We start from the raw sequence: 24,133 nt of genomic DNA, 5'->3' as shown, positions 1-24,133 counted from the left end.
CCTTTTTTCTGGGCCCGGTCCTCAGCCGACCTGTGATCCGGGTGGGTCGGCCTACCGTGCCGGGCGGAACGGCTGCAGGAAGCGGATCCCGTCCTCGATGCCGCCGTCCATCAGTTCCAGCAGTCGGGGCACCATGTCCTGCATACGGGGTGCCCGCAGGTGGCCGTCGAGGGCCTCGCGGCTCTCCCAGCGCTCGAAGATGACGAACGTGCCCGGTTCTCCCTCGACCTGGTGAGCCTCGTAGTCGATGTTGCCCGTGTCGTTGCGTGACGCGGTGACGGCGGCCGTCATGAACGCCTTCATCGCGGCTTCCTTCCCGGATCTGGCCCGGGCTTCCCACAGCACGGTGACGTAGTGGTTCGACGTGGTGGTCATGGTCGCTCCTCCTGGCTCCGAACGGCGTCGTTGTGCGCCGTTCACGACTCGACACTGAGCCCCGGGGAGCGTCGGCGGGAGCTACGGGGCTTCGTGGTACAGCGCGTACCACCCACCAGGGCGGGGTGTGCGGGAGGATGGTGTGCATGGATCAACTCGGTGCCGCGCTGCGGGCGTGGCGGGACCGGCTGGATCCCGCGACGGTGGGCTTCGCACACGGATCGCCGCGTCGGGTCCCCGGTCTGCGGCGCGCGGAGCTGGCGACGCTGGCCGGCATCTCGGTCGAGTACGTGGTCCGGCTGGAGCAGGGGCGGGTGGCGACGCCCTCGGCGCAGGTCTGCTCGGCGCTGGCCCGCGCCCTGCATCTGTCCGACGACGAGCACGCTCACCTTCTGCGCATGGCCGGGCACGCGGCGGATCCGGCCCGGGTTCCGCGCATGATCCCGGGGAGCCTGTACCGGATCGTGGACCAGCTCACCGCAAACCCGTTGGCGATCTACGACGCCACCTGGCAGTTGCTGCACTGGAATCCGCTGTTCGCGGCCACGTTCGGCGATCCCACGGTCCGCGCTGCGGGCGACCGCAACGTCCTGGTCTGGCAGTTCCTGGGTGAGCTGCCCCGGGTCCGGCAGACGGCGGCCGAGCGGGCGGCGTTCGAGGAGTCCCTCGTCGCCGACCTGCGCGCGACGACGAGCCGGTACCCCGACGATCCCGAGCTCGCGGGACTGGTGTCGAGGCTGGAACTCAGCCCACGGTTCCGCGAGTTGTGGAGCCGCCGGGCGGTGGGCGGTCACCAGAGCGCGCACAAACTCGTCCAGCACCCGGATGTCGGAGACATCGTCCTGAACTCCGACATCCTCACCACCCAGGACACGAACCTCCGCCTCGTGGTGTACACGCCGCAGCCGGGCACCGACGCCGACAGCAAACTCGAACTCCTCGCGGCCATCGGGGTCCAGAGGATGTCTCCGCAGAAATGACGGCCCGCGTACCGCCCCGTCCGGTGGGCCAGGCCGCCGGGTGGTACGCGCGGTACCAGGAAGTGCCGTAGCTCCCGCCGCCCCTCCCGGGAACCCAGCATGGAGTGCGTGAACAGCGCACGACCGTGCTGTCCGGAGCAGGAGGAGCCGGCATGACCACCACCTTCATCACCGGGGCCAACAGGTCCCTCGGTCTGGAAACCGCTCGTCGCCTCGTCGAGGCGGGGCACACCGTCCTCGTCGGTGCCCGCGACCGTGAGCGCGGCCGGGCCGCGGCAGAGGCGCTCGGCGCCCGGTTCGTCCAGATCGACGTGACCGACGACGCCTCGGTCCGGGCCGCGGCCGCGAATGTCGCCGCGCACGAGGGAACGATCGACGTCCTGGTCAACAACGCCGGCGTCCTCGGCAGGGTCGGCCCCGTCGAGGAGTACACCGCGGCCGATGTGAGTGCCGTGCTCGACGTGAACGTCGTCGGGATCGTGCGCGTCACGCACGCCTTCCTCCCGCTGCTGCGCGAGTCGCCGAACCCCGTCATCGTCAACGTGTCCAGCGGGATGGGCTCCTTCGGCATGACCCAGGACCCGGCGCGGATCGAGTCGCGGTACGCCCTGCCCCTCTACTGCGCCTCGAAGGCCGCGGTCACGATGCTCACGACGCAGTACGCCAAGGAACTGAAGGACGTGAAGGTCAACGCCGCGGACCCCGGGCAGACCGCGACCGACTTCACCGGCGGCCTCGGACACAGCGTCGCCGACGGCGCGGAGTCCATCGTGACCCTCGCGATGATCGGCCCGGACGGCCCGACGGGCCAGTTCATCGACCGATCCGGAAACCTCCCGTGGTGAACCTGCCCTGGGGCCGTGCATCACCTCAGGACACCGGCAGGGTCTTCTCCGCGGGTTCGTCCGCAGACTCTTCCACGGAGTCCTGGTCGAGGGCCGCCGTAAGCCGAGCCAGCAGACGTACGAGGTCCCCCTGGTCGTCGATGGCGTCGAGGAGCCGGGTCTGATCGGCGAGGAGGCGGCGGGCCGCGCGCTGGTGGAGGGTGCGGCCGCGCGGGGTGAGGTGGAGGAGGACGCGGCGGCGGTCGGCACGGTCGGGGCGGCGGTGGACCAGGTTGTCGGCGACCATCCGGTCGACCAGTTTCGTGAGGCTCGGCGCCGGCATCAGCACCTGGTCGGCGATCTCGGTCATCGGGTGGCCCTTGCCGTCGGCGATGACCGACAGGACGCGCCACTGTTCGACCGAGCAGTTCTCCTCGGCCAGCACGGCGGTCATACGCAGGCCCAGCCGCCGCTCGGCGTGACTCAGCAGGTGGGCGAGGCCCGGCGACGGTACGGACGACATTGCCGCTGTCCTTCCGGTAGGTCTACTGTGCGGTTCAGATTACGAGCCTCTGCGAGGGCGCCGGGGCCGGGACCGGTTTCCGTGCCCTCACGCCCTCACGGAGGTGGCCTGGTGCATCCCCTGCCGCCCGGGCGGATCAGCGGCCCGGTCAAGACCTTGGTCGTGGCACTGGTCGTACCCCTGCAAGGTCCGGCGGGCGTCTTCGGGCCGTCCTGCGAACTGGCCGCGCAGCTCGCCGTGGAGGAACTCAACGCCACCGGCGGGGTGTTGGGCCGCGAGGTCCGGCTGATCGTGGTGGACGGCGGCGTCCCGGCGGAGCAAGTGGCCGCCGAGGTCGAGATGTTGGTGTCGATGCGCGCGGTGGACGCCGTGGTCGGCTGGCACACCTCGGCGGTCCGCAAGGAGCTGGTGCCGCGCATCGCGGGCCGGGTGCCGTACGTCTACACCGCGCAGTACGAGGGCGGCGAGCGCACGCCGGGCGTCTTCCTCACCGGCGAGACCGACGCGGCCCAACTCCTGCCCGCCATGCGGCTGTTGGCGGAGGAGACCGGCGTACGGCGCTGGTGCACGGTGGGCAACGACTATGTGTGGCCGCGGGTGACCGCCCGGGCCGCGCGCCGCTACGCCCGGGACTGCGGCGGCCGGGTGCAGGGCGAGGCGTTCGTGCCGCTGGGGACGTACGAGTTCGGGCCGGTGCTGCGCCGGATCGAGCGGTGCGAGGCGGACGCAGTCCTGATGCTGCTGGTCGGGGACGACGCGGCGCGCTTCAACCGGGCGTTCGCCGGGCGCGGACTGCATCAGCGGTGTCTGCGGCTGAGCACGCACATGGACGAGAACATCCTGCTGTCCACCGGCGCGGAGGCGACCGAGGGACTGTGGGCGGCCGCCGGTTACTTCGAGACCCTGGCGACCGCCGAAAGCCTTGATTTCAGCGGGCGTTACGCGGCCCGCTTCGGCGTGGAGGCGCCCGTCGTGGGCAGCCTCGGCGAGTCGTGTTTCGAAGGCGTACGACTGCTCGCGGCCCTGGCCGAGCGGGCGCGGTCGCTCGATGTGGGCGCCATGTGCGCGGTGGGCGGCACCGTCTCGTACGAGGGCCCGCGAGGCGTACTGCGTCTGCACGGCAATCACCTCCGCCAACGGCTGTACCTGGCGCGGGCGGACGCCTTCGACTTCGACATCGTCGCCCAACTCTGACCTTCCCACCTGCTCCGGCCGAGAGTACCTTCCTCCAGGAATAGTTTCTACAGGAAGCATTGATTAAGTCTACGCGCGTCGCCAAAAGAATTTTGAAAGCCCTTCCATTTAAAGCGGGCGAAACGGTCGGGAAACAATTCGGCGTGACTCTTCCGTCCAACTCCCCCGGGCCGTCCGGGAGATGAACCACACCCGTGGAAGAGGGAAGTGTCGTGACGGAGATCGTCGACAAAGAGGCGCCGGCAACGGCTGCCGGACGGACCTACAACGACTGGGCGAAGAACGACACACTGGAGGACTACTCGCTGCGCTACGCGCCGAAGTCCTTCCGCCGCTGGACGCCCTACGTGGTGGCCACCACCGCCCTGGGCGGCATCGCGTACCTCGCCGACTTCGCCATCGGCGGTTCCATCGCGATCTCGAACGGCTTCTCCAGCGCCATGGTGGCGATCCTGGCGGCAGCGGTGACGATCTTCCTCACCGGCATCCCGATCTCGTACTACTCCGCCAAGTACTCCATCGACATGGACCTGTTGACCCGGGGCGCGGGCTTCGGCTACCTCGGCTCGACCCTCACGTCGGTCATCTACGCCAGCTTCACCTTCATCTTCTTCGCCCTCGAAGGCTCGATCATGGCGCAGGCGCTGGACTTGGGCCTCCACATCCCGCTCGCCGTCGGCTACTTGATCTGCTCGCTGATCATCCTGCCGCTGGTGATCTACGGCATGACCGCGCTGTCCAAGATGCAGGTGTGGACCCAGCCGGTGTGGCTGGTGCTGATGGTCGCGCCGTTCGTGTCCATCGCGATCCAGGAACCCGGCAAGTTCTCGGAGTTCACCCACTTCGCGGGCAACTCCCCCACCGGTTCCAGCATCAGCATGCTCGGTGTCGGCGCGGGTGCCGGTGTGGCACTGTCGTTGATCGCGCAGATCGGTGAGCAGGTCGACTACCTGCGCTTCATGCCCGACAAGACCCCCGAGAACGCCAAGAAGTGGTGGGGCGCGGTGCTCTCCGCGGGTCCGGGCTGGGTCGTTCTCGGTGCGGCGAAGCAGATGGGCGGCGCGTTCCTCGCCTTCTACATCGCCGGCAGCGTGGGCCTGGCCAAGGCCAACGAGCCCATCCAGCAGTACGTGCACGGCTTCAAGACTTTCGCCGCCCCGGTCGCCCTGGGCCTGGCCACGTTCTTCGTGATCCTGTCCCAGGTGAAGATCAACTCGACGAACGCGTACTCCGGTTCGCTGTCCTGGTCGAACTTCTTCTCCCGTCTGACACACCGTCACCCGGGCCGCGTGGTCTACATCTTCCTCAACGTCGGCATCGCGCTGGCCCTGATGGAGGGCGGCGTCTTCGGCTTCCTCAACACCGTGCTCGGCTTCTACTCCAACGTGGCCATCGCCTGGATCGGCGCGGTCGTCGCCGACCTCGTCATCAACAAGCCGCTCAAACTCAGCCCGTCCTACATCGAGTTCAAGCGCGCCCACCTGTACAACTTCAACCCGGTCGGCTTCGGCTCGATGCTCATCGCGTCGGCGGTCTCCATCGCCGCGTACTTCGAGGCGTTCGGCGACTACGGCAAGGCGTACTCCCCCTTCATCGCCCTGTTCCTGGCGATGGTCCTCTCGCCGCTGTTCGCGTACCTCACCAAGGGCAAGTACTACATCGCCCGCCTCGACGACCTGGAGGAGCCGCTGCTCGACGCGGACGGACTCCCCTCGGCCGTCATCCTCAACTGCACCGTCTGCACAACGGACTTCGAGCGTCCCGACGTGGCGAACTGCCCCTTCCACTCCGGGCCGATCTGCTCCCTGTGCTGCAGCCTGGAGAAGGACTGCCACGACTCCTGCAAGAGTGCCCCCGGCGCCACGGGCCCGGTCGACCTGGCGATGCCCGCCGTACGCTCGGCGGACTGACCCCGCGTTCCCACCGCTCCGGCCCGCGTCCTGCGACACGGGCCGGAGCGTCGCGCGTGCCCGACCCGCCCGCTCGGCAGAATCTCCCGCATGACCGACCACTTCCTCGTCACCCGCGCCCGACACCTCGCGGACGACCTCCTCGCCCCGCACGCCGAACAGGTCGACCAGGAGGGCGTCCCGGCAAGCCACATCGAGGCGGTCAAACGCTCCGGCCTGCTGGGCGTCAGCGCGCCCATGGCCTACGGCGGCTCGGCGGCACCGGCCTCGGTGGCCCGGGAGACGGCGGAGATCCTGGCCGGTGCATGCTGCTCGACGTGGTTCGTGCAGACGCAGCACCACACACCGGTACTGACCCTGACGAAGAGCGAACTGCCCGTGCGGGAACGCCTGTTGGGCCCACTCGCGCGAGGCGAGCTGCTGTCCGGGGTGGCGTACGCGCACCTGCGGGCGTACCCCCGGATCCCGGTGCGGGTCACGCGGGAGCGGGGCGGCTGGCGCTTCGACGGGACGGTGCCCTGGTACACGGGCTGGGGCCTGAACGACGTGATGCTGCTCGCGGGGGTGACGGACGCGGACGAGGCGTTGTTCGCGTTCACGGAGGCGCGGCAGCAGGAGGGGTTGCGGCCGTCCGCCCCGATGCGGCTGGCGGCACTCACCGCGTCCCGCACGGTGTCGCTGGAGCTGGACGGCCTGTGGCTGCCCGAGGACGCGGTCGCGCTGCGCGCGCCGTACGCGGACTGGGCGAAGACCGACCGCCCCAAACCGACGAACGCGTCACCGGCGGTCTTCGGCATCACGGAGGCGGCCCTCGCGCTGCTGGACGAGGACACGTCCGGCCCGATCCGCACGCGTCTCGACAACGTACGCAGGCAGGCGTACACCCTGGCCGAACACCCCGTACCGCATGAGCACTTGGAGGAGCGGCTGTCGCTCCGGACGCAGGCGTACGAGGTGCTCATGACGGCGACCACGGCCGCGGTGGTGGCTGGAGGCGGTAGGTCGCTGTCATTGACGGGCAAGGCCCAACGCCTCGCGCGGGAGGCTCTGTTCCTCCTGGTTCAGGGCCAGACGGCAGAGTCGAGACGGGTCCACCTGAAGGCACTGGCCGACGGAGCGTAATTCGCTTGACCTGGTCACGGAGCGGCGCTCAACTGTGGCGGGACACCACGGGTGGTGGTGCCGGTATCCGGGGAGGCAGCGGCACCGATGGAGATCCGTCCCACGACCGACGACGATCATGACGTCTTCGTCGACACGGTCCACGCCGCGTTCGGGCTCTTCCCGGAAACCCCGGTCGACGGTGGCGGGCTGTGGTGGTCGGCACTTGAGATGGACCGCTGCCTGCTCGCCCTGACCGCGGACGGGCGGCCCGTCGGCACCGCGGCCACGTACCCCTTCGAACTCACCCTGCCCGGTGAGACCCTCGTCCCGGCCCCCGGAGTGACCGCCGTCGGCGTCCTGCCCTCGCACCGGCGTCAGGGCGTGCTCAGCGCGATGATGCGGCACCAGCTCACCGAACTGCGGGCCCGCGGAGAGGTCCTCTCCGTGCTGCTGGCCTCCGAGGCCACGATCTACGGCCGGTTCGGCTACGGACCGGCGACCTACACGTCGCGGCTGACGGTGCCGCGGCACAGGGCCGCCCTCGCCGTTCCCCGGGCGCACGCAATGGCCGACGCACCGGCCGTCGTCGCGGACAACGGCGCGGTCGAGGTACTGCGTCGTGCCGAGTGCGGCGAGATCCTGGAAGAGGTCTACGACCGGTACCGCCGCACCCAGCCCGGCGCGCTGTCCCGGCCGCACCGCTGGTGGGCCCTGCGCGCGGGGCAGCCCCCGATCTCGCCGACGCCGCGCTACATCGCCCTCCACCGTGACGCCGACGGCGTGCCGGACGGGTACGCCGGCTACTCGATCGAGTCCGGCACCCTGACCGTCGACGAGACCATCGCCACCGACGACGCCGTCTTCACGGCCCTGTCCGGGTTCGTTCTCGGCCACGACCTCGTCTCCCAGGTCGTGTTCAAGCACGTCCCGCCCCAGCACCCGCTGCGCCGGCAGCTCGCGGACTTCCGCGCCGGCGAGGTGAGTGGCGACATGGACTGGCTCTGGGTACGGCTGCTGGACGTCCCGCGCGCGCTGACCGCGCGCAGCTGGTTCACGGACGGCGAACTCGTCCTCGCCGTCGACGACCCGTTCCTCGACGACCACGGCCGCTACCTGCTGACCGTCCGGGACGGCAAGGCCGACTGCGTGCCGACGGGCCGGGAGCCCGACCTGTCCCTGGACGTGTGCGATCTGGGCTCGGTCTACCTCGGCGGCACCGCCCCGAGCACGCTCGTGCGGGCCGGCCACATCCGGGCCCACCGCCCGGGAGCGGCCGCCCTGGCCGACGCCCTCTTCCGCACCGACCGCTCCCCGCACTGCCTGCACTGGTTCTGACCACGCGCGCCGGCCACCCCCGCAACGACGTTCAAGGGGCGGGGAGTTGTGCCGCAGGCAGCCGGCACCCGTCAACTGGCGAACGGCACCTGTGCCGAAGAAGCCTTCTGCTCACCGACCGGGTGCTGCCACACACCCTCCGCCGCGAGCCTCGGCAGCACGCCCTCCCCGAACCAGTACGCCTCCTCCAGGTGCGGATACCCGGACAGCACGAACTCCTCGATCCCCAGCGCCGCGTACTCCTTGATCCGCTCGGCGACCTCCTCGTGGCTGCCGACCAGCGCCGTCCCCGCCCCACCCCGGACGAGCCCGATGCCGGCCCACAGGTTGGGATGGATCTCCAGCCCGTCCCGGCTCCCGCCGTGCAGCGCGAGCATCCGCTGCTGCCCTTCGGACTCGCTCCGCGCGAGCCCGGCCTGTACGGACTTCACGGTCTCGGAGTCGAACCCTTCGAGCAGCCGGTTCGCCTCGGCCCAGGCCTCCGCGGACGTGTCACGCGTGATCACGTGCAGCCGGATACCGAACCGAAGCGTCCGCCCCTGCTTCGCCGCCAGCCCCCGGATCCAGGCGATCTTCTCGGCGACCTGGGCAGGCGGCTCGCCCCAAGTGAGGTATACGTCCACGTACTTGGCGGCGATCTCCCCCGCGATGGGCGACGATCCCCCGAAGTACACCTCGGGCACCGGGTCGGGCAGCCGCGCCAACTTCGCGTCCTCGACGCGCAGATGCTCACCCGCCAGATCTACGGTCTTGCCGTCCCACAACTGCCGTACGATCTCCAGGAATTCACCGGTACGGCGGTACCGGTCGTCCTTGCCGAGGAAGTCGCCGTAGGCCCGCTGCTCGTGGCTCTCGCCGCCGGTGACGATGTTCAGGAGCAGGCGTCCGCCGGTCTGCCGCTGGAACGTGGACGCCATCTGCGCGGCGAGCGTCGGCGAGACGAAGCCGGGGCGGAAGGCGACCAGGAACTTCAGGCGTTCGGTGTTCTGGCTGACCATCGCGGTGGTGAGCCACGCGTCCTCGCACCAGGCGCCGGTGGGCGTGAGGGCGCCCACGAAGCCGAGGTCCTCCGCCGCGCGGGCGATCTGACTCAGGTAGGCGACCGTCGGCGGCCGGTCCCGGCCGGAGGCGGTGGCGGGGGTGCCGTGACCGCCGCCCACGACATGGCGGCTGTCCCCGTTGGTGGGGAGGAACCAGTGGAAGGTGAGGGACACGTGGGGGCTCCTGTCTGGACTGTCCTGCGGGTGAGTTAGAGGAGGCCGTGGCGGGGCGGCCTGGTGCCGTTGAGCACATAGCGGCCGATGTGCTGGATCTTCCAGCGCGCCGGGTCGTGCAGGGTGTGGGTACGGGCATCACGCCAATGCCGGTGCAGATTGAGCGAGTTGAGGGCCGAGCGGGTTCCCGACACCTCGAAGAGGGCACCCGCCACCTCAACAGCGGTCTGTGCCGCGTGCACCTTGGCCGCCGCGACCGCGATGGACGCCTCCGCCGCCGAGTCGTCGTCGAGGTTGGCGCGCGCCGCGTCCACGGCCTTGGCCGCCTGGATCAGCAGGGCCTCGGACGCCCTTACCTGGATGGCGAGTTCACCGAACCGCTGGATCAGCAGCGGGTCCTCGGCGGCGGTCTCGACCCCGCTCTCGAACCAGGGGCGGCTCTTCGTCCGGACGAACTCGGCGGCCTCTGCCAGCGCTCCCCCGGCGATCCCGGCGTCGATGGCCGCGTGCAGCAACTGGGCCACCGCGCCGTGGAGTTGAGGTCCTTCGAAGGTGAGGTGGTGCGGCAGGACCCGGTCGGCGGGGACGGCGACCGCTTCCAGGCGGACCGTGCCGCTGGCCGTCGTACGCTGGCCCATTCCGTCCCAGTCGTCGACGACCGTGACGCCCTCGGCGTCGCTCGGGACGTACGCGACATGGAGGTTGTCGTCCTCGGTGCGGGCGAGGACGGGGATCCAGTCGGCGAAGAGGGCGCCGGTGGAGTAGTGCTTGACGCCGGTCAGTCGGTACGAGCCGTCGGGCTGGAGTGTCAGGCGGGTGCGGATGTCCTGGACGTGTTTGGTGCCTGCCTCGGACTGGGCGTTGCCGAAGCGGCGACCGGCCAGCAACTCGGCGAAGAAGAACTTCTGCTGGTCCGCGGTGCCCTGACGGCGGATCACATTGACGTAGGCGAAGTGGCTCTGCGGGATCTGGGCGAGGCTGCCGTCGGCGGAGCCGAGCAGGCGGAAGATCTCGGCGAGGGTCTCCGCGCTCACGTCGGCGCCGCCGTGTTCGGCGGGCACGGTGACGGCGAGCAGTCCGGAGTCGGAGAGACGGTCCAACTCGGCGCGCGGGAGCCTTCGTTCGGTGTCGCGCGCGGAGGCGCCGGCCCGGAACTCGTCGGCGAGCGCGGCGGCGAGGGCGAGAGCCTCGGCATCGTCCGCGATCACGTGGGCGGTCGCACGGTGGGTCATGGTGGTCAGCTCGCCGCGGCCAGCAGCGGGGTGCGGCCGAGGGCCGCCGAGAACTGATCCACCACCTGCGTGAGCGCCTCGGTGGTGGCCGGGGCGACAGTGAGCGAGCCGTCCTCGTGAGCGGTGATGTCCTTGTCGAGGGTGAACCAGCCCTGGACTATGTGGGCCGCGCCCATGGAGTTCAGCACCGGGCGGAGCGCGTAGTCGATGGCGAGCACATGTGCGGTGGACCCACCGGTGGCGAGCGGCAGCACGGTCTTCCCGGTGAGGGCGTACTGCGGGAGCAGGTCGAGGAGCGCCTTGAGGACTCCGGAGTAGGAGGCCTTGTAGACGGGGGTGCCCACGACCACTCCGTCGGCGCGGGCGAACAGTTCGGTGGCCTCGACGATGGCCGGGTGGCGGAAGTCCGCGCCGAGCAGGGCCTCGGCGGGGATGGTGCGCACGTCGAGCGGGATCACCTCGTGGCCCTGCGCGATCAGCCACTTGTCGAGGTGCCGTAGCAGGCGGTTGGTGCGGGAGGAGACGGAGGGGCTGCCGGAGACGGACAGGACGGTGGCCATGGGTCCTCTTTCGGGGAGGCGGGGCGCCCGCTCAACTGGCAGGCGCCCCGGGGCAGTTCGGTCAGGAGTACCAGGTGGGTTCGGGCAGTTCGCCCTCAAGGACCCAGCGGCCGACCTCGCGTCGCTTGTAGGCGACCGGGTCGTGCAGGGTATGGGTGCGGACGTTGCGCCAGAACCGGTCCAGGCCCTCGGAGGTAGCGGTGGAGCGGGCGCCGGTGACCTCGAAGATCCGGTTGCCGATCTCCAGGGCTACGTCGGTCGCGCGTGCCTTGACCGCGGCGACCCGTACCTCGAAGTCGCCGCGTGTCTTCTCGGTGACGGCGTCGGGGTCGTCGTGCAGTTGCTGTCCCTCGGCTGCGACGGTGTCGGCGAGGGCCTCGACCGCCCAGAGCTTCGCCGTGAGGTCGCCGTAGGTGTCGATGACGTAGGGCTCGTCGACCGCGCGCTCGTAGCCGCCGTGCAGCCAGGAGCGGGCCTTGGTGCGGGTGTAGGTGGCGGCCGTCTCCAGGGCGCCGGCGGCGATGCCCAAGTAGAAGTTGACGAAGACCAGTTGGATGGTGGGGACGTTGAGCGTGTTGTACGTGCGCGGCCGGAATTCCTTGTCGACGTAGCCGGCCGCCGAGGACCACGGGGTGCGGACACCGTCGAGGATGACGCCGCCGCTCTCGGTGAGCCGCTGGCCGATGTTGTCCCAGTCGCCGAGGAAGGTCAGGCCCTCGCTGTCGGAGGGCACGATCGCGAAGACGTGCTGGTCGGTGCCTTCCAGGACGCCTTCGAGGACGGTGACGTCGGAGACCCTGCTGCCGGTGGAGAAGGACTTGCGGCCGGTGAAGACGAGGCCGTCGCCGTCCTCGGTGACGGTGACGTCCTTGTCGCGCGGGTTGACGGCGCCGCCGAAGAACCAGCGACCTCGGGCGGCTTCGGCCTCGACGTACTCCCACTGTTCGCGGGTGCCGACCAGGCGGGCGGCCCAGTTCCAGAGGTAGTGGTAGCCGAGGAGTTGGCCGATGGAGCCGTCAGCCTTGGCGATCTCGCGGACGACGCGGTAGGCGGTGGGCCAGTCCTGGCCTCCGCCGCCGTGCTCCGTGGGGCCGAGCAGGGTGACGAGGCCGGAGTCCTTGAGAAGTTGGACCTCCGCGTACGGGGTGGCGCCGGCCCGGTCGCGGGCGGCGGCGTCGGTGTCGAGGAGGGCGGCGACCTCGGCGGCGCGGGCGATCCAGTCCTGGGCGCTCTTCGGGGCGGGGCGGATCTGCCAGTCGGTGGGCGTGGCGGTGCTCATGTCGGACGACCTCTTTCGCGGTGGGAGCGCTCAGGCGTGGACAGAGACGAACTCGGGCTCGCCGTCCGGGAGTTGGGATTCCAGTTCACGCACCAGCGGCAGCACCCGCTTGCCGAAGTACTCCACCTCCTCGTGATAGTGCAGGAAGCCGAGCAGGAGAAGGTCGACGCCCAACTTCCGGTAGGCGACGATCCGTTCGGCGATCTGCTCCGGGGTCCCGATGAGTCCCGTGCGGAACCCGTCGTTGTACTGCACGAGGTCCTCGAACGTGGAGTCCTGCCACATGCCCTTGCCGTCGGCCGAGGACTGCCCGGCCTGCTTCACCGCGGCCCCGAAACCCTCGACGGCCTCACGGTCGGCCTTGGCGACGATCTCGCGGAGCGTGTCGCGGGCCTCGGCCTCGGTGTCCCGGGCGATGAGGAAGCCGTTGAGGCCGAACTTCGGTGCGCTGCGGCCGACTTGGGCGGCGGAGTGGCGTACGTCGGCGAGCTGTTCGGTGACGCCGTCGAAGTCCTTGCCGTTGGAGAAGTACCAGTCGGAGACGCGGCCCGCCATCGCGCGAGCGGCGGTGGAGTTGCCGCCCTGGAAGATCTCCGGGTGCGGGCGTTCGGGGGTGTTGAGGGGCTTGGGCTTGAGGGAGAAGTCACGCAACCGGTAGAAGTCTCCGGCGAGTTCGGTGTGGTCCTCGGTCCAGATCTGGCGCAGGGCCTGGATGAACTCCTCGGAACGACGGTAGCGCTCGTCGTGCTCCAGCCAGGGCTCGCCGAGCGCGGTGAACTCGCCCTTGAACCAGCCGGACACGACGTTGACAGCGAAGCGGCCGTTCGACAAGTGGTCGGCGGTGGCGCCGAGTTTGGCGAGGACGCCCGGGTGCCACAGGCCGGGGTGGACGGCGGCGATGACCTTCAGGCGCTGGGTGGCGAGGAGGAGGGCGAGGCTGAAGCTGGTCGACTCGTGCTGGAACTCGGCGCCGTAGCTGGCCATGTAGCGGACCTGGCTGAGCGCGTACTCGAAGCCGTTGTTCTCGGCGAGGACGGCGAGTTCGCGGTTGTACTCGTAGCCCCAGTCGGTGCGCTGCTCGATCTTGCTGGTGACGAGTCCCCCGCTGACGTTGGGGACCCAGTAGGCGAATTTCACGGGCTCTGCGGGCATGCGGAACTCCTGTTGCGGAATGCGTTTTCGGGCGCGCCGAATCCGGCCGGAGCGAATTCCGGCGAATGTCAGGCGGGAGGAAAAGGAAGGCGGCGGATCACAGGACGGAGGTGACGGGGATCAGGCCGCAGCGCAACAGGAGGCGCTGGAGACGCGCGCGAGGTCGACATGGCGTCGCCGCGTGAGGTCCAGTCGCATCATCATGCCGTCGATCGTGGCAGCCGTCGGCGGGGAGCGTCAAGGAAAACCCGACCGGTCTCGTATCGCGGACCATTGAATTTCACGAACGTGTGACAGGAAAACCCTTGAACGGCCCGGGAAATCCGCCGCATTCTGCGGGCATGCGCACCGAACAGCTCGAATACATAGCGGCCGTGACCCGGCTCGGCTCCCTGCGCCGGGCCGCCGAGGAACTGCGCCTGTCGCAGCCCGCGTTGAGCGAGACCGTGCGCAATCTCGAACGCGAGCTCGGCGTCGATCTCCTGGAGCGCAAACGGTCCGGCGCGACGATGAGCGCGGAGGGCCGGGAGCTGCTCCCGAAGATCGTCGACGTGCTGGACGCGGTGGACCGGCTGCGGGCGGCAGCGGGCGAGCAGCACCGGATCAGCCGCATGGTGCGGGTGGGCACGGTCAACGCGGCGACCGTGCCGCTGCTGCTTCCCGTCGTGCGCGAGTTCCGAGCCTCGCATCCGCTCACCCAGGTCGAGGTGGTCGGCACGCAGCAGGCCGACATCCATCGGGCGCTGTCGGAGGGCGGGTTCGATCTCGGTCTGGTCAATCACCTGGACGGCGACGACATGCCGGCCGAGTTCGAGTCCACCGAGCTGCTGTCCGGGCTGCCGGTGGTGTGCGTGCGCCCCGACAGTCCGTTGGCGTCCCGGCCGACCGTCAGTGTGGACGACCTACTCACCGAGCCGCTGATCGGTATGCGTTCCGGCTATGTGATGCACCGCTATGTCCACCGGCTGCTCGACGGTCGGGGCCCGGCCTTCGCGTACTCGACCGACGGCGCCGAGATGGGCAAGCTCATGGTCGCGGAGGGGCTCGGGGCGACGGTCCTGCCCGACTTCAGCGTGGTCGGGGACCCGTTGGAGCGGCTCGGCGCGATCACCTACCGGCCGATCGCCGACGACACGGCCCGCGTCCTGCTGATGCTGCGCCGCCGCCGCGCGGACTCCGTACCGCAGGCGGCCGGGGATCTGCACGAGGCGTTCGTACGGCGAGCACGGGAGCTGACGTACGGCGAGCACGGGAAGTGAGCGGAACGCGCGCCTGAGGCTGCGCTCGTCGCCGGAGGGGCTGGCCGTACGGTCAGTCCTCGTCGCCCATCGGAACCACCACGAGGAACGCGTCGGACTTCAGGTCCATGACGACCCTGGCGGGCTCACACTCGGCGCGGCGCCGGGCCGCGAACTCCTCGGCAGGCCATGATCCGCGCGGAGCCCCCGCCGAAAACCGCTTCAACACCTTCGCGCCCATGTCCGCAGACACCTCCAGCATCGTTCCTCGACTCCCCACGGGGACCGTCGTACCTGTTCACCTGCCCCCGATCGACACCGACATGCCAACCGACTACGGCGGCGGGACGGCGCCGGGCGCGCCGACACATCGCCTCCAGAAGTGCCACGCCCAGTCTGCGGGCCAACGCACCGGTCATCAGGGGCACTTCGACCACTGACGGGTTCACCGCACCCCCAGCGGCGGGCAATTCACTCATCTCGCAACTATATGACGCATAAACGACGCGAGTTGATGGCGGTGATCCCTTGCTCCCACGACGACCGGACAGTCGCCGTCCGACGCGCGAGGAGCCGTAGCCAGGGGGCTGGTGGCGGGTGACGAGGATTGCCTGACCGCCGTTTGTCACCGCTGGTCGCCTCTGGCGCACAGCCCGGCCCGCCCCGAGCGCGGAAAGATCGGCGGCTGGATCGTCGTCCTGCACCAGCTGGCCAGACTGTCCGCACCGCAACAGCGGGTCCTGCCGCTGACGCCGCCGCCTCCGGGGCGACGAACAGGCTGACCACTACACATAAAGGCGAAATAAGAGCACTATGGAGATAAGCGGCTTTTGTCGCATACCGCACCAGTCGCGGTCAGGCCAGCGAAGTCAAAGGAGACGAGTCATGGCCAACGTCTCGCACAGCAGAGGTGACATAGCGAGCCACCCTGATGTCTCCGAAATGCAGGCGCGCTACGCCCGCATGCTCGGCGGACGCGATGTGGCGCTCGTGGACGGACCGGTGTTCCTGCTCGGTCTGTACTGCGCCGTATCCCCGTGGATACTCCACTACACGACGAGCCAGCCCGCGCTCGTGCCGCACAACCTGATCGTCGGCATCGCGATCGGCCTGCTGGCCCTCGGGTTCACCAGGGCACCGGAGCGCATGTACGGCCTCAGCTGGGCGATGAGCGCCCTGGGTGTCTGGATGATCGTCTCGCCGTGGATCGTCGGCACCGACCCCGACAAGGGCGTCATCCTGAACAACGTCATCATCGGCGGACTGGCCGTGCTGATGGGCCTGGTGTGTGCCGGTACGGCGGCGCGGAGCACTCCCAAGCCGTAGAGACCCACCACGGCAGCAAGCCGTAGAAACCCGGAAGGAAGGCACACCCTCTCCTCCGCCCCCTTCAGTGGTCGCCCGGCACCAGCCAGGGCGCCTGCGGAAGGGGGCTGCCGGTTTCGAGGACCGACTTGAGGTTGGACAGCACGGCCGGCCAGCCGCCGGACACATCGGACAGTTCGCCCTGGTCGGCGAGGTCCTCGTGGGTGACGGTGAGGCGCACGATGTCCTCGTGGCGCCGGATGTCGTAGGTGACGCGGGAGTACGTGTCCTCCTGGCCCTCGTTCTCCGGCGCGGCCCAGGTGGTCACGAGCCGGGTCGGGCGCTCGCTCTCCACCACCGTGCCGACGACGTCGGCGATGCCGGAGCCGTCCGTGCGCACGTGTTCCCAGCGGGAGCCCGGCTGCCAGTCGGACACGTTGCTGTGGCCCCAGTAGGCGGCGGTCAGGTCGGCGTCGGTGAGCGCGTCCCAGACCTTCTCGGGGGTGCTCGCGATGTAGGTGACGTAGACGAATGTCGGCTTGTCGGTCATGGCTTCCTCGGCTCGTCGCTTCAGGGCCCCGAGTGCGCGCAGTCGCGGGCGCTCGAACTTGTCGATCCAGCGCTCCTGCATCTCGTGCAGCGGGACCGGATTCAGGTAGTGCAGCTTCTCCCGCCCGCGCCGCACCGTGCTGACCAGGTTGGCGGCCTCCAGGACGGCCAGATGCTGGGTCACCGACTGGCGGGTCATGTCGATGCGCCCGCACAACTCGCCGAGCGTCTGCCCGTTCTCCTCGTGCAGCCGGTCCAGCAGACGTCTGCGGGTCTCGTCGGCCAGGGCCTTGAAGACCGCGTCCATCCCTGAGTCATGTTCGGATCGCACACTCAACGTTATGCAGGCAGTTACCTGCATGTCAAGGCGGGCGGCTTCGTCCGGTTCATTCCGCTCTACGACACCTCAGCGCAGGAAGGTGCCCAGCTCGCGCCGGTGCGCGGCCACCCAGTCGTGCGCGTCCCGGATCTCCTCCACGACCCCGCTCGCCCGCAGCCCGGCCATGCCCCGCTCACCGCGCTCGGCACCGGCCTCGATGCCTCGCCAGCACCGGTCCTGCCACCACAGGACCGTGTCGAGCAGCCGGCCGGTGCCGTCGAGGCCGTACGCCTCGCAGATCAGCGCGATCCGGCGGGCGGTCCGAGGTACGTCGGTGACGCCCGGGCCGAGGTCCAGGTACTGCCAGCAGACGTGGGCGACGTCGTGGACGCGCTCGCCGGGGGCGGCGAGGTCCCAGTCGACGAAGGCCAGCGGGTGCCATGCGCTGTCGTAGACGGTGTTCTTGGGGGCGAGGTCGTTGTGGCAGACGACGTCCTGGTCACCGGCCTGCGGTGTGCCGTGCGTCAGGTCATGGAAGGCGCGGACCAGCTGCGCGACGCGCACCAGGCTGTCGTCGGCGCGGGCGGCGGACCGTTCCTCGGGGCTGACGGCCGCCCGGCCCTCGATGTACCGGAACGTCTCCCGCCCTCGCTCGTCCGTGCCCAGGAAGCGCGGCGCCCCCGCCCACCCCCGCCGCTCGAACAGCGCGAGCAAGCCGGTCACGAAGGCAGACCGTTCCGGCGGGGCCGGAGTGCGTCGTACGGTCTCCCCGACCCGGACGACCTTGTTGATCGCGCCTCCGCCGAGCGCCGATTCCTCCATGTGATCCGCCTCCCCGAAACCGTTCGACCGCACGAGTATGGCTTGGCACGCTGCTCGGATGGATCACGCGGAGCACTGCTCATCGGGGGACGCGCCGGGGTCGGGAAGACGACCGTCGGCTGGGAGGTGTCGGCGCGCCTGCGGGCGGTGGAGGTCGCCGATGCCGTGATCGACGGGGACTTCATGGGGCAGGTGCATCCGGCGCCGGACGGCGATCCGCACCGGGCGGCGATCGCCGAGGACAACTTGACTGCCGTATGGGGGAATTACGCCGCGCTGGGGTACCGGCGGCTCGTGTACACGAACACGGTGAGTGTGCTCGACAGGACGGCCGGACAGTTCCGTCGGGCGATGGGCGCGGACGTGCGGATCGTACGGGTGCTGCTGACCGCCTCCGACGAGACCGCGGCCGCGCGGCTCAACGGGCGCGAGATCGGCAGCGAGTTGGAGCATGAGTTGGCCAACAGTGGCCGTAAGGCAAGGATGTTGGACGAGCGGGCGCCCGTGGACACCGTTCGGGTGGTGACCGACGGGCGCTCCGTCGTCGAGGTCGCGGTGGACGTGCTGGACGCGACCGGCTGGGTCAACTGCCGCTAGGTGCCTGCCGGTTCCGTGTCCGGGGTCGATTCCACGAGGTACTCCTCCGTGATCTCCTTCGGGCCGAACGGCCACACCTTCTCGAAGCGGGCCCAGATGACGAACGCGACGCAGCCCAGGGCCAGCCAGGCCAGGGACCACTCGATGGGGTGGCGGCCCGGGGAGTTCTTGTCCGCGTAGCCGTAGATCACGCACCAGCCGACGAAGGCGACGATGCTCGGCACGGGGTAGAGCCACATGCGGTAGGGGCGGCGCAGGGTCGGCTGGCGTTTGCGCAGGACCGTCAGGGCGATGATCTGGGCCAGCGCCTGGACGATGACCATGACCGTGGTCAGGAGCTGGATCAGGGTCGCCAGATCCGTGTGACGGCCGATGAGGAAGCCGATCGCCGTGATCACGCCCATGGTGGCCAGGCCCAGCATCGGGAAGCGGTGCGTGGGGTGGAGTTTGGCGTAGGGGCGGAAGAAGACGCGTTCGCGGGCCGCGTCGTAGGGGACCCGGGAGCCGCCGAGGAGGCCGGTGAAGACGGAGGCGAAGGCCGTGATGAGGATCAGGACGGTGACCGTGTCGGCGGCGCCCTTGCCCCAGGTCTTCTCCAGGACCGCCGAGGCCACCGAGGTGGAGGCGATGTCGTTGACGTGCGTCATCCGGTGCCAGTCGATGACGCCCAGCGTGCCGATCTGCAGCATCAGGTAGATCGCCATGATGCCGACGATGGAGAAGAGGATGGAGCGCGGGAGGGTGCGGCCCGGGTCCTTGATCTCGGCACCCATGTACGCGGTGGTGTTGTAGCCGAGGTAGTCGTAGATGCCGATGGTGAGGCCGCCGGCGAAGCCGAGCCAGAAGTGGTCGCTGCCCAGGTCGAAGGCGTGCGCCGGGTAGGTGAAGGCGAGGTGCGCGCTGAAGTCGCTGGCGGCGGCCACGATGACCAGGAACACCGCGGCGATCATCACGGTCCACATCACGGCGGTGATGCGCGCGATGTTCTCGATGCCGCGCCACAGCAGGAGGATCACCACGGCGATCACTCCGAGGCCGATGAGGTCACCCGACGTCTTGCCCAAGTCCGGTGCCAGATAGCCGAGATACTGCACGAAGCCGACCACGCCGGTCGACATGATCAGCGGGATGAAGAGCATCGCCGTCCACACGAACAGGAACGGCATCAGTCGGCCCGTACGGTACTGGAAGGCCTGGCGCAGATAGACGTAACTGCCGCCGGAGCCGGGCATCGCGGCGCCCATCTCGGCCCACACGAGCCCGTCGGCCAGCGCGAGGACCGCGCCCGCGACGAAGCCGATCACGGCCTGCGGGCCGCCGAACGCGGCGACCATCAGCGGGATCGTCACGAACGGCCCGATGCCGCACATCTGGCTCATGTTGATGGCGGTGGCCTGGAAGAGGCCGACGCGGCGGACGAACCCGCCGTCGGGGGGTGGGCTACCGGGAGGCGGACTACCGGACATGGGGACTCCTGGGGCTGGTCACGGGGAGAGAGAGACGGGGTGGCCCGGCGCGGGTGACTGGGCGATAAAGTTAAGGAGCCTTACTAGACTCGTCAAGAGGCTGTCCCGGATACCGGAGAATGATGCGATGCCCGCCAGTGACGCCGTGGAGCGACCGGACCAGCCTTGGAGTCGTCAGCGGCTGCGCAGTACGAACGCGCGGCTGCTGCTCGACCGGCTGCGCACCGCCGGTGCCGCCTCGCGCGCCCAACTCGCCCGCGAGACAGGCCTGTCGAAGCCGACCGTCTCCAGCGCGCTCGCCGCGCTGGAGGAGGCGGGACTGGTCCACGAGGTCGGCACACAGGCCCCCGAGCGCGGCCGGACCGCCGTGCTCTACGCCCCCGATCCGTCCGCCGGGTACGCGCTCGGGATCGACGTCGGGCGCAGCTGGCTGCGGGTGGCGGTCGCCAATCTGGACGGTGAGGTGGTGGCCCGGGCGGACGTCCGCAACCGGGCCCGCAGTTCGGGCGCCATGGCCGAGCTGGTGGTCGCCACCGCCCGCCAGGTCGTCGCCAACTCCGAGGTCGAACCGGCCGCGGTCGTCCACGCCGTGGTGGGCACGCCCGGTGTCTACGACGAGCAGCGGCGCCGGGTGCGCTACGCGATGCATCTGCCGGGCTGGGGCCGGGCCGGGCTGTTCGACCGGATGCGGGAGGAGCTGGGCATCCCGCTGGAGGTGCACAACGACGCGAATCTCGCGGCGCTCGGCGAGTACACGTACGGCGTCGGCGCGGGCAGCCGGCTGTTCGCCTACATCCTGATCGGCACCGGTCTCGGCATGGGCGTGGTCAGCGAAGGGCGGCTGTTCACGGGAGCGCACGGCGGGGCCGGGGAGATCGGGTTCCTGCCGTGGCCGGGGCAGCAGAAGCCGGAGACGCTGGAGGACGCGGTGTCCGGGGTGGCCGTCGTGGAGGCGGCCCGCAGGTTCGGGATGAGCGGGCAGCAGCTCACCGCGAAGGCCGTGTTCGACGCGGCCCGGCAGGGAAACGCCGCCGCGATCAAGGCGGTTGAGCTGGAGGGCGAGCGGATCGCGCACACGGTGGCGGCCGCCGCGGCCGTGCTCGATCCGGACCTCGTGGTGCTGGGCGGCGGCGTCGGGCACAGCGTGGATCTGCTGCTGCGTCCGGTGCGGGAGAACCTGCGCGCGCTCACTCCGCTCCGGCCGAAGATCGTGCCCAGCGCGCTGGGCGAGGACGCGGTGCTTCTGGGCGCCGTGGCCACCGCCCTCGGCACCGCGCGGGACCTCGTGTTCGAGCGCCACTCGGCGTCCTGAGCAACTCGCTCACGGGCAACGGTGATTGACAGGCCCCGGCGAGCGCCCTACCTTCTGGTGCGGTTAGTAAAGCTTCCTAACTTGACGAGGCTGGAGACCGCCGTGTTCCACCGCCCCGCCGTTCCCTCACTCCGCAGAAGCCGTCTCGCCACGGCCGCGGTCGCCCTGGGTCTCCTGGGTTCCCTCACCACCAGCGCGTGGGCGGGGACCCGGGAGTCGTCCGCGCCGCAGCGCGTGCAGGCCCCGGTGACCGCCGTACGCTCGACCGCCGGGACCGCCACCCCGCTGTCCGGCTACGCGATCCAGTCGTCCGCCAAGGTCACCGACTCCGCCGCGGCCGTCTCCTCCCCCGGCTATCCGGCGACCGGCTGGTACCCGGCCGGCGCGCGCTCGACCGTGCTCGCGGCCCTGATCGCCGACGGCGTGTACCCGGACCCCTTCTACTCGACCAACCAGCAGAAGATCCCGAAGGCCGACTTCCAGGTGCCGTGGTGGTACCGCAGCGACTTCACGGTCGAGGACACCGCCCAGCGCACCTACCTCGACTTCAGCGGGGTGATCTCGGCGGCCGACGTCTACGTCAACGGCAAGCGGATCGCCAAGGCCGCGGACGTCAACGGCGCTTACACACAGCACGAGTTGGACGTCACCTCGCTGGTGCGCTCCGGCACGAACACGGTCGCCTTCCGCATCCAGCCCAACGACCCGAACAAGAACCTCACCATGGGCTGGATCGACTGGCTCCAGCCGCCGCCCGACGAGAACATGGGCATCGTCCGTGACGTCCTCGTCCGCCGCGGCGGCCCGGTCGCGCTGCGCGACGCACACGTGGTGACCAAGCTGGCCGTGCCCTCGCTCGCCTCCGCGGACCTGACGGTGAAGGCACAGGCCCGCAACGACTCGAACGCGCCCGTCACCACGAAGGTCCGGGGCAGCATCGGCACGACGACCTTCGAGAAGACGGTCTCCCTCGCCGCACATGAGACGAAGACCGTCACCTTCGGCCTCCGCCTGACCTCTCCCAGGGTCTGGTGGCCCGCGGGCATGGGCGGCCAGCCTCTCTACGGCCTCGACCTCTCCGCCTCCGTGAACGGCACCCCCTCCGACACCGCGCACGAGACCTTCGGCATCCGCGACGTGCAGGCCCCGTTGAACTCCGCCGGCGACCGCCAGTACCGGATCAACGGCCGCAAGTTGCTGATCAAGGGCGGCGGTTGGTCACCGGACGAGTTCCTGCGCTGGGACAAGACCTACGTCGAGGACCGCCTGAAGTACGCCCTCGACCTGGGCCTCAACACCATCCGCCTCGAAGGCCACATCGAGCCGGACGAGTTCTTCGACCTCGCCGACCGCTACGGCATCCTGACCCTCCCCGGCTGGGAGTGCTGCGACAAGTGGGAGGGCCAGGTCAACGGGGACGAGACCGGCGACAAGTGGACCGCCGCCGACTACCCGGTGGCCAAGGCGTCGATGACCGCCGAGGCCGCCCGGCTGCGCGACCACCCGAGCGTGATCTCCTTCCTCATCGGCAGCGACTTCGCCCCCGACGCGAGGATCGAGAAGACCTACCTCGACGCGTTGAAGGCCGCCGACTGGAAGACCCCGGTGGTCGCTGCCGCGTCCGACAACTCCTCACCGGTCAGCGGCAGTTCGGGCATGAAGATGACCGGCCCCTACGACTGGATCCCGCCCGCCTACTGGTACGCCAAGCGCGAGGGCGGCGCCACCGGCTTCAACTCCGAGACCAGCGCGGGCCCGGACATCCCCACCCTGGACACCCTGCGCCGCATGATGACCCCGGCCGAACTGGCCACCCTCTGGAAGGACCCGAGCGCCAAGCAGTACCACCGCTCCCCGTCCTCCACCTTCAACACCCTCAAGCTCTACGACAACGCCCTCACCGGCCGCTACGGCCCACCGACGAGCCTCACCGACTACGTCCGCAAGGCACAGCTGGCCCAGTACGAGAACGTGCGGGCCCAGTTCGAGGCGTACGAGCGCAACGCCACCGACACCTCGAAGCCGGCGACCGGGGTCGTCTACTGGATGTTCAACAGTGGATGGACCTCGCTGCACTGGCAGTTGATGGACCGTTACCTCGACCAGGGCGGCGCCTACTTCGGCGCGAAGAAGGCGAACGAACCGCTGCACATCCAGTACTCCTACGACAACCGCTCAGTCGTCGTGGTGAACAACCGGAACGCCTCCGCACGCCAACTCACCGCCCGCGCAACCCTGTTCAACACCGACGGCACGCGGAAGTACGACAAGAAGGTGCCCGGGGTGAAGGTCTCCGGCGGCGGCGCGCACACCACGGCGCTCACCCTGCCCTCGCCCTCGTCGGTGAGCGGGCTGTCGACGACGTACCTGGTACGGCTGACCCTGACCGACGCGTCCGGCAAGGAGGTGAGCCGGAACGTGTACTGGCTCTCCGCCAAGCCCGACACGCTCGACTGGGCGCACACCGACTGGTACTACACGCCGACGACGAGCTACGCCGATCTCAAGGGGCTCAACTCGATGGCGCAGGCGCCGGTTTCGGCGACGGCGTCGACCGAGGCGGGCCCGCACAGCACGACCACGACGGTCACATTGCGCAACTCAGGGAAGGGGAAGACGCCTTCACTCCTCACCGACGTCCATCTCGTGGACTCGGCGGGCAGGCCCGTGCTCCCGGTGCGGTGGTCCGACAACGAAGTCAGCCTGTGGCCCGGGGAGTCGACGACGCTGACGGCGACCTACCGGACGGCGGATCTGCACGGGTCCGCTCCACGGGTGCGGGTCTCCGGCTGGAACACACCGGAGCTGACGGTCCCGGCACGATAAGGCCGTGAACCCGTGGG

22 protein-coding genes and 1 pseudogene are annotated in these 24,133 nt (G+C 69.7%); 11 read left to right on the top strand and 12 right to left on the bottom strand.

Annotated features, from left to right (window positions below):
* Nucleotides 1–51: 51 nt before the first annotated feature.
* A complete protein-coding gene (locus ACGFY9_RS17725; RefSeq protein WP_393755063.1) occupies nt 52–375 on the bottom strand; it encodes a putative quinol monooxygenase in 324 nt (107 codons plus the stop codon).
* A gap of 146 nt (nt 376–521) precedes the next feature.
* On the opposite strand from ACGFY9_RS17725, the gene ACGFY9_RS17720 reads away from it, so the two are divergent.
* Both ACGFY9_RS17720 and ACGFY9_RS17715 read left to right on the top strand, forming a co-directional pair.
* Nucleotides 522–1,355: a helix-turn-helix domain-containing protein gene (locus ACGFY9_RS17720; RefSeq protein ID WP_393755062.1), complete on the top strand. Its 834-nt coding sequence runs from the start codon at nt 522–524 to the stop codon at nt 1,353–1,355.
* A gap of 152 nt (nt 1,356–1,507) precedes the next feature.
* Complete coding sequence (locus ACGFY9_RS17715; RefSeq protein ID WP_393755060.1) at nt 1,508–2,200, top strand: SDR family NAD(P)-dependent oxidoreductase; 693 nt, start codon at nt 1,508–1,510, stop codon at nt 2,198–2,200.
* A gap of 25 nt (nt 2,201–2,225) precedes the next feature.
* Here ACGFY9_RS17715 and ACGFY9_RS17710 read toward each other — a convergent pair whose 3' ends face one another.
* Nucleotides 2,226–2,702, bottom strand: a complete 477-nt coding sequence (locus tag ACGFY9_RS17710; protein ID WP_393755058.1) for a MarR family winged helix-turn-helix transcriptional regulator — start codon at nt 2,700–2,702, stop codon at nt 2,226–2,228.
* 111 nt (nt 2,703–2,813) lie between these two features.
* Between ACGFY9_RS17710 and ACGFY9_RS17705 the strand changes: the two genes are divergently transcribed.
* From ACGFY9_RS17705 to ACGFY9_RS17690, 4 genes are all read left to right on the top strand, one after another.
* The gene (locus ACGFY9_RS17705; RefSeq protein ID WP_393755056.1) at nt 2,814–3,896 is read left to right on the top strand and encodes a substrate-binding domain-containing protein; all 1,083 of its coding nucleotides are present in this window, start codon (nt 2,814–2,816) and stop codon (nt 3,894–3,896) included.
* Nucleotides 3,897–4,108: 212 nt separating this feature from the next.
* The gene (locus ACGFY9_RS17700) at nt 4,109–5,806 is read left to right on the top strand and encodes a purine-cytosine permease family protein (protein WP_393755054.1); all 1,698 of its coding nucleotides are present in this window, start codon (nt 4,109–4,111) and stop codon (nt 5,804–5,806) included.
* Nucleotides 5,807–5,896: 90 nt separating this feature from the next.
* Nucleotides 5,897–6,928, top strand: a complete 1,032-nt coding sequence (locus tag ACGFY9_RS17695) for an acyl-CoA dehydrogenase family protein (protein ID WP_393755053.1) — start codon at nt 5,897–5,899, stop codon at nt 6,926–6,928.
* 87 nt (nt 6,929–7,015) lie between these two features.
* Nucleotides 7,016–8,245: a GNAT family N-acetyltransferase gene (locus ACGFY9_RS17690; protein WP_393755051.1), complete on the top strand. Its 1,230-nt coding sequence runs from the start codon at nt 7,016–7,018 to the stop codon at nt 8,243–8,245.
* Nucleotides 8,246–8,316: 71 nt separating this feature from the next.
* Here the strand turns inward: ACGFY9_RS17690 and ACGFY9_RS17685 are convergent, their stop codons facing one another.
* The 6 genes from ACGFY9_RS17685 to ACGFY9_RS17660 form a co-directional block, all read right to left on the bottom strand.
* Nucleotides 8,317–9,459: an LLM class flavin-dependent oxidoreductase gene (locus ACGFY9_RS17685; RefSeq protein WP_393755049.1), complete on the bottom strand. Its 1,143-nt coding sequence runs from the start codon at nt 9,457–9,459 to the stop codon at nt 8,317–8,319.
* A 35-nt stretch (nt 9,460–9,494) separates the two neighbouring features.
* Entirely contained in the window at nt 9,495–10,691 is a 1,197-nt protein-coding gene (locus ACGFY9_RS17680) for an SfnB family sulfur acquisition oxidoreductase (RefSeq protein ID WP_393755048.1), read from the bottom strand.
* Between the two features lie 5 nt (nt 10,692–10,696).
* Complete coding sequence (gene ssuE, locus ACGFY9_RS17675) at nt 10,697–11,251, bottom strand: NADPH-dependent FMN reductase (RefSeq protein WP_393755047.1); 555 nt, start codon at nt 11,249–11,251, stop codon at nt 10,697–10,699.
* Between the two features lie 61 nt (nt 11,252–11,312).
* Complete coding sequence (locus ACGFY9_RS17670) at nt 11,313–12,530, bottom strand: acyl-CoA dehydrogenase family protein (protein ID WP_393755046.1); 1,218 nt, start codon at nt 12,528–12,530, stop codon at nt 11,313–11,315.
* Nucleotides 12,531–12,560: 30 nt separating this feature from the next.
* Nucleotides 12,561–13,682 (bottom strand): dimethylsulfone monooxygenase SfnG, encoded by a 1,122-nt coding sequence (gene sfnG, locus ACGFY9_RS17665; RefSeq protein WP_393755045.1) that lies wholly within the window; start codon nt 13,680–13,682, stop codon nt 12,561–12,563.
* Nucleotides 13,683–13,802: 120 nt separating this feature from the next.
* Nucleotides 13,803–13,880, bottom strand: coding sequence for a putative leader peptide (locus ACGFY9_RS17660; RefSeq protein WP_350786652.1), 78 nt, complete (start codon nt 13,878–13,880; stop codon nt 13,803–13,805).
* Between the two features lie 143 nt (nt 13,881–14,023).
* Here ACGFY9_RS17660 and ACGFY9_RS17655 point away from each other — a divergent pair, with 143 nt between their 5' ends.
* On the top strand, nt 14,024–14,941 hold the full coding sequence (locus ACGFY9_RS17655; protein ID WP_393755044.1) for a LysR family transcriptional regulator: 918 nt from the start codon (nt 14,024–14,026) through the stop codon (nt 14,939–14,941).
* 52 nt (nt 14,942–14,993) lie between these two features.
* Here ACGFY9_RS17655 and ACGFY9_RS17650 read toward each other — a convergent pair whose 3' ends face one another.
* On the bottom strand, nt 14,994–15,182 hold the full coding sequence (locus tag ACGFY9_RS17650; RefSeq protein WP_393755043.1) for a hypothetical protein: 189 nt from the start codon (nt 15,180–15,182) through the stop codon (nt 14,994–14,996).
* A gap of 623 nt (nt 15,183–15,805) precedes the next feature.
* Here ACGFY9_RS17650 and ACGFY9_RS17645 point away from each other — a divergent pair.
* On the top strand, nt 15,806–16,246 hold the full coding sequence (locus ACGFY9_RS17645) for an SPW repeat protein (RefSeq protein WP_393755042.1): 441 nt from the start codon (nt 15,806–15,808) through the stop codon (nt 16,244–16,246).
* A gap of 64 nt (nt 16,247–16,310) precedes the next feature.
* On the opposite strand, the gene ACGFY9_RS17640 is transcribed toward ACGFY9_RS17645, so the two are convergent.
* Together ACGFY9_RS17640 and ACGFY9_RS17635 are read right to left on the bottom strand one after the other, a co-directional pair.
* Nucleotides 16,311–17,081, bottom strand: a complete 771-nt coding sequence (locus tag ACGFY9_RS17640) for an ArsR/SmtB family transcription factor (RefSeq protein ID WP_393755041.1) — start codon at nt 17,079–17,081, stop codon at nt 16,311–16,313.
* Between the two features lie 99 nt (nt 17,082–17,180).
* Nucleotides 17,181–17,915, bottom strand: coding sequence for a phosphotransferase (locus tag ACGFY9_RS17635; RefSeq protein ID WP_393755039.1), 735 nt, complete (start codon nt 17,913–17,915; stop codon nt 17,181–17,183).
* Nucleotides 17,916–17,973: 58 nt separating this feature from the next.
* On the opposite strand from ACGFY9_RS17635, the pseudogene ACGFY9_RS17630 reads away from it, so the two are divergent.
* Nucleotides 17,974–18,512 (top strand): annotated as a pseudogene (locus ACGFY9_RS17630) (AAA family ATPase).
* Here the strand turns inward: ACGFY9_RS17630 and ACGFY9_RS17625 are convergent.
* Entirely contained in the window at nt 18,509–19,978 is a 1,470-nt protein-coding gene (locus ACGFY9_RS17625) for an APC family permease (protein ID WP_393755038.1), read from the bottom strand. The pseudogene ACGFY9_RS17630 and the gene ACGFY9_RS17625 overlap by 4 nt on opposite strands.
* Before the next feature lie 127 nt (nt 19,979–20,105).
* Here ACGFY9_RS17625 and ACGFY9_RS17620 point away from each other — a divergent pair, with 127 nt between their 5' ends.
* Together ACGFY9_RS17620 and ACGFY9_RS17615 are read left to right on the top strand one after the other, a co-directional pair.
* Nucleotides 20,106–21,290 (top strand): ROK family protein, encoded by a 1,185-nt coding sequence (locus ACGFY9_RS17620; RefSeq protein WP_393755037.1) that lies wholly within the window; start codon nt 20,106–20,108, stop codon nt 21,288–21,290.
* Nucleotides 21,291–21,392: 102 nt separating this feature from the next.
* Complete coding sequence (locus tag ACGFY9_RS17615) at nt 21,393–24,116, top strand: sugar-binding domain-containing protein (protein WP_393755276.1); 2,724 nt, start codon at nt 21,393–21,395, stop codon at nt 24,114–24,116.
* The last annotated feature ends 17 nt before the right edge of the window (nt 24,117–24,133 follow it).

Origin of the sequence: Streptomyces sp. NPDC048504 (assembly GCF_043200035.1) — a bacterium.
Lineage (GTDB): Bacteria > Actinomycetota > Actinomycetes > Streptomycetales > Streptomycetaceae > Streptomyces.
The sequence above is the reverse complement of the archived record's forward strand: the minus strand, read 5'-3'. Positions and strand labels throughout refer to the sequence as shown.